The 4,365-nt window shown below is 69.6% G+C and carries 4 protein-coding genes and 2 pseudogenes; 3 read left to right on the top strand and 3 right to left on the bottom strand.

What is annotated here, in order from left to right; translation table 11 throughout:
- Positions 1-113: 113 nt before the first annotated feature.
- Both ACOJVU_RS06515 and ACOJVU_RS06510 read left to right on the top strand, forming a co-directional pair.
- Positions 114-272 (top strand): annotated as a pseudogene (locus tag ACOJVU_RS06515) (nicotinate phosphoribosyltransferase); the annotation flags it as partial.
- A gap of 248 nt (positions 273-520) precedes the next feature.
- The gene (locus ACOJVU_RS06510) at positions 521-1,642 is read left to right on the top strand and encodes a hypothetical protein (protein WP_421529029.1); all 1,122 of its coding nucleotides are present in this window, start codon (positions 521-523) and stop codon (positions 1,640-1,642) included.
- Positions 1,643-1,842: 200 nt separating this feature from the next.
- Here the strand turns inward: ACOJVU_RS06510 and ACOJVU_RS06505 are convergent, their stop codons facing one another.
- From ACOJVU_RS06505 to ACOJVU_RS06495, 3 genes are all read right to left on the bottom strand, one after another.
- Positions 1,843-2,646 (bottom strand): ribosome hibernation promotion factor, encoded by an 804-nt coding sequence (locus ACOJVU_RS06505; RefSeq protein ID WP_421529028.1) that lies wholly within the window; start codon positions 2,644-2,646, stop codon positions 1,843-1,845.
- A gap of 45 nt (positions 2,647-2,691) precedes the next feature.
- Positions 2,692-2,973: a DUF1876 domain-containing protein gene (locus ACOJVU_RS06500; protein ID WP_421529027.1), complete on the bottom strand. Its 282-nt coding sequence runs from the start codon at positions 2,971-2,973 to the stop codon at positions 2,692-2,694.
- 343 nt (positions 2,974-3,316) lie between these two features.
- On the bottom strand, positions 3,317-4,069 hold the full coding sequence (locus ACOJVU_RS06495; RefSeq protein WP_421529026.1) for a phosphoadenylyl-sulfate reductase: 753 nt from the start codon (positions 4,067-4,069) through the stop codon (positions 3,317-3,319).
- Positions 4,070-4,158: 89 nt separating this feature from the next.
- Here ACOJVU_RS06495 and ACOJVU_RS06490 point away from each other — a divergent pair.
- Positions 4,159-4,365 (top strand): annotated as a pseudogene (locus ACOJVU_RS06490) (pyridoxamine 5'-phosphate oxidase family protein); the annotation flags it as partial.

Raw genomic sequence — 4,365 nt, 5'->3', positions numbered from 1 at the left:
ATCGCCGACCACGAGCTCTCGGTCGAGTCCGGCGATCTGACGCCGAGCCTGAAGCTGCGCCGCAAGGCCGTCATCGACAAGTTCGCGGACCGGCTGTCGGCGCTCTACGAGCAATGAGCACCGGGGCCCTGTTCACCGACCTCTACGAGGTCACGATGGCGCAGGCCTATGCGGCCCAGGGCATGTCGGGGACGGCGGTGTTCGAGACCATCGTGCGCAAGCTTCCCGAGACCCGGTCCTACGTCATGGCCGCCGGATTGGCCGACGTGCTCGCGCCTGCCGCGGCACGATTCGGGCCTGGCGGAGTCGCGTGAGCGGGCGCGCCGGCAGATCGACCGGCCGCCGCCCGCGCTACGCTGCCTGGACGCCGGCGACCGAGCCTATCCCGTGCACGTCAGCCCGAGCATCACCCGCGAGCTCGACGCACTGCGGCGCGTCCGGCAGGTGCGGTGACCTTAGGCCCGAAGCTGGGGGCTAACGACCCTCGTGCGCGGGCGCCGGGAGTTCCTAGCGTGAGGCGATGCGATCAGAACGCCTCAAATGGCTGGTGAAGGCCGAAGGTCCCTTCGTGTCGCTGTATTTCGACGACTCCCACAACACCCTGGACGCCGTCGAGGCGCAGGAGGCGCAGTGGCGCGACATCCGCGCCCGGCTCGAGGACATGGGTGCGGGAGCGGAGCTCCTCGGCATCCTCGACGGCGCCGTGCTGAACCACCGGCCCGCCGTCGGGCGGCGCGGCCGCGCGGTGATCGCGACCGCCGAGCAGGTGCTGGTCAACGAGCAACTGGCCGCCCCACCACCGGCCACGGTGGTGCGCCTGTCGGACTACCCCTACGTCGTGCCGTTGATCGACCTCGAAATGCGGCGCCCGACCTACGTGTTCGCCACGGTCGACCACGCCGGCGCGGACGTGAGCCTGTATCAGGGCAGCGCGGTCAGCTCCAAGAGCATCGACGGTGTCGGTTACCCGGTGCACAAGCCGGTCACCGCCGGCTGGAACGGTTACGGCGACCTTCAGCACACGACCGAGGAGGCCGTGCGCATGAACTGCCGGGCCGTCGCCGACCATCTGACGCGGCTGATGGACGAATCGAGCCCCGAGGTGGTGTTCCTGTGCGGTGACGCCCGGTCGCTGGCCGGGCTGGTCCCCGCGTTACCCAGGCGGGTGGCCGACCGGGTGACACAGCTGCATGCGGGCACCCGCAAGAGCGATATCGGGGGGGACGAGATCTGCGAGCTGACGGCCGCGGAGTTCGCCCGGCGCCGCGGCGCTGAGATGGCCGCCATGGCCGAGCGTTTCGAAGCCGAGATCGGGCGCGCCTCGGGGCTGGCGGCCGAAGGGCTGGCCGCCGTGTGCGCGGCGCTGCGCGACGGCGACGTCGACACCCTGATCATCGGCGACCTGGGCGACGCCACCGTGGTCACCGCCCGGGCGCTGACCACGATCGCCACCGATGCCGACGCGCTCTCCGAACTCGGCGAGCCGGTGCAACGGGTGGCGCGGGCCGACGAGGCGTTGCCGTTCACCGCCATCGCGGTGGGTGCCGCGGTGGTGCGGGCCGATCACCGGGTCGCCCCCGTGGACGGGGTGGGCGCGGTGCTGCGCTACGCCGCCGAGAGAGCCGATCGCCGCGGCGCGTAGAGCCCAGCGCCCAACATTCCAGGGTCGCCCAACATCCCAGTGACACCACACTCGTAGGGACAGAGTCGTTTTCGCGGCCGGATTCGGTAGCCGCAAGGCCGTTTAGACTGTCGAGAGCGGCGGTCCCGGACAGGGGGGAGTTTCCGGGACCGCCGCGGCATGGCGGGAATTTCACGCTGCGGGCGGCTCTCGGCGCACGCTCAGTTCGCCGGTGTGATGAGTCCGTAATGGCCGTCGTAGCGGTGGTACAGTACGCGGCCGCGCCCTCGTGCGGTGTCGACGAAGAACAGGAACGGCAGGCCGAGGAGCCCGATCCGTTCGATGGCCTGCTCGACGGTCAGCCGCGGCGCCGGTGCGGGACTGACGGTCAGCGGAAGCTGAAACGGTGCCAGGTCGTCGGCGGACTGTGGATCGACCTGCGCCAAGCGGTATTCCGCGGGGCCGCCGCAATAGAGCACGCTGTCCTGCCCGGTGCCTTTTTCGGTGAACAGGTGGAAGTCGTAGTCGAGCAGTTCCATCTCGAACGCGGCCTCGTCGACGGTACAGGTGGGCACGCTGTACGACTTGTGCCGCATGATCCGGCGTTCGCTTTCGGGTCGGGGGAAGTAGTTCGGCCGGTGGGTGGGCTCGGACTGGTGCCGCCATTCGTGCGGCCCGCCGCGGGGCGTCGCGCCCCGTCGGGATTCCCAGTGCTCGGCGGTGCGCTCCAGCCGATGGCGGAGCCGCGCCTCGAGGCGGTCGACGGCTTCCCGCGCCGTGACACCTTCGACCTGGGCGCGGACCAGCCGGCCGTCCACGTCGAGGTTGGCCTGCGCGACCACCCGGCGTGCCACGGCCGGGTCGCCGTGCTCGCTCAGCCTGACGTGAGCGTGCAGCACCGGCTCGTGGGTGAGCCGGCCGAGCTCGCCGACCTTGGTGCGGGCGTAGTCGTCGGCGCCGGGCAGCTGGCCGTGCGTCGTGACCTCCACCTCGAAGGCGGCCGGTAACTCGGGGCGATGTCTCATGATTCGTTGCTACGCTCTCGGGATTCGTTGCTGTAGGGCCAAAGGTCAGTGATGCAGGCCCGTGACCGGCTGGTGGGTGCTGGCCGCGATGTCGGTCGACGTCAACGCGAACAGCTGATTCGCCAGGTCCGACAGCGCGCGGGCGATGGCGAGCTCGTCGCCGATCTTGGTCACCGGCTCGTCGCGGGGGTCGAGTCGCGCCAACCCGATGCCGACGAGCCTCGTGCCCGCCCAGGACAGCCGTGCCCTGGCCCGGGTCCGCTCCTCGTGCTCGTCGATCAGCACGTCGATGTGGCAGGTCGTGCCGCCCTCGTCGTTGGCCGTCATCTACGGTCTCCTCGCGTTCGTGGCTGGTTCCGATTCGACCACCGGCACAAGGCCCGCAGTAGGGGCGGAAGTCCCGAGTCGCGGGGGTCGTTCATCGGCTGACCGAGCACGCCGTGGTGGACGTTCGGCCGGGATCACTTGGGGCCCAACACCCTATCCTCGCCGGCCGACTGTGCCCGCAGACGCTCTCCGGCATGAACAGCACCAGGTCGAAAAGGCGACCTGAGCAGTCTTCTGGGTTCCAGTCCATCAAGTGAGGCAGGGCTACGTCGCGTCGCTGACTCAGAGATACTGCGCGGGAACACAATCCAGCGTTTACTGCCGAAGGCCGCGCTTTACCTGCTCACGAAGCGTGCAAACCGCATTCGACCTTCGCGTGTCCCGGCCAGCGCCCACTGCGCGGATCGGCGCCCGGAGCCGGTTTAACGGTGCACGGGGCGCAGCCGATGGAGGGGTATCCCTCGTCGACAAGCGGGTTCACCAGCACATCGTGCTCGGCGATGTAGTCGGCCATGTCCCGGTCGGACCACGCGGCCAGCGGGTTGACCTTCACGAGCCTGAACTTCTCGTCGAACCCGATCAGCGGCGCGCCGGCGCGTGTCGGCGCGTCGACGCGACGCAGCCCGGTCACCCACGCCGAGTACCCGTGCAGTGCTTTGGTCAGCGGGATGACCTTGCGCAGCCGGCAACATTCGTCGGGGTTGCGGGCAAACAGATCCTTGCCCAGGAGCGCGTCCTGCTCGGCCACGGTGTGCTCCGGTGTCACGTTGAGCAACCGGATGTCGTACATGGTTTCAACCGCGTCGCGGGTGCCGATGGTCTCGGGAAAGTGATATCCGGTGTCCAGGAACAACACCTGCACACCCGGGCGCACCTTGGCGGCAAGGTCGATCAGCACCGCGTCCTGCATGTTGGACGCCACCACATAACCGTCGGGGCCGAAGGTTTCGTCGGTCCAGCGCAACAGCTCGGTCGCCCCCGCGTCCTGCAACTCCGACGCGCCGCGTGCGGCTGACTCACGCAGTGCGGTCTCGGCGGCACGGCGCGCCCGCTCCTTGTTGCGCGTATCAGCCTGCGGCCGCTGTGAACCGTTCATTGCCCTGCCTCCGTCCGGTACCTGCTGGAGTTTCCCGGGGATAGCGGATCACGCGACCGGGGTCCCGCGGTAGGGACCGAAGCCCCCGGTTGGCCGTCCCGACCTCGGGCACCTCGCGCGCCGACGGGCATTCGGGTCTCGTCGTCGCCTCCGAGGCCGACGCCCCGGACCCCGACCGGCACGCGGGCTGGAACGTCGCGGTCACCGGCATGACAAGACGATCGCCGACCCCGTCGAGGTCGCGGCTGCCGCGTCCCTGGGTCAACGCGGCCGCCACCGTCGTCTCGATCGAACCG

Origin of the sequence: Mycobacterium sp. THU-M104 (assembly GCF_049197365.1) — a bacterium.
GTDB lineage: Bacteria > Actinomycetota > Actinomycetes > Mycobacteriales > Mycobacteriaceae > Mycobacterium.
The sequence above is the reverse complement of the archived record's forward strand: the minus strand, read 5'-3'. Positions and strand labels throughout refer to the sequence as shown.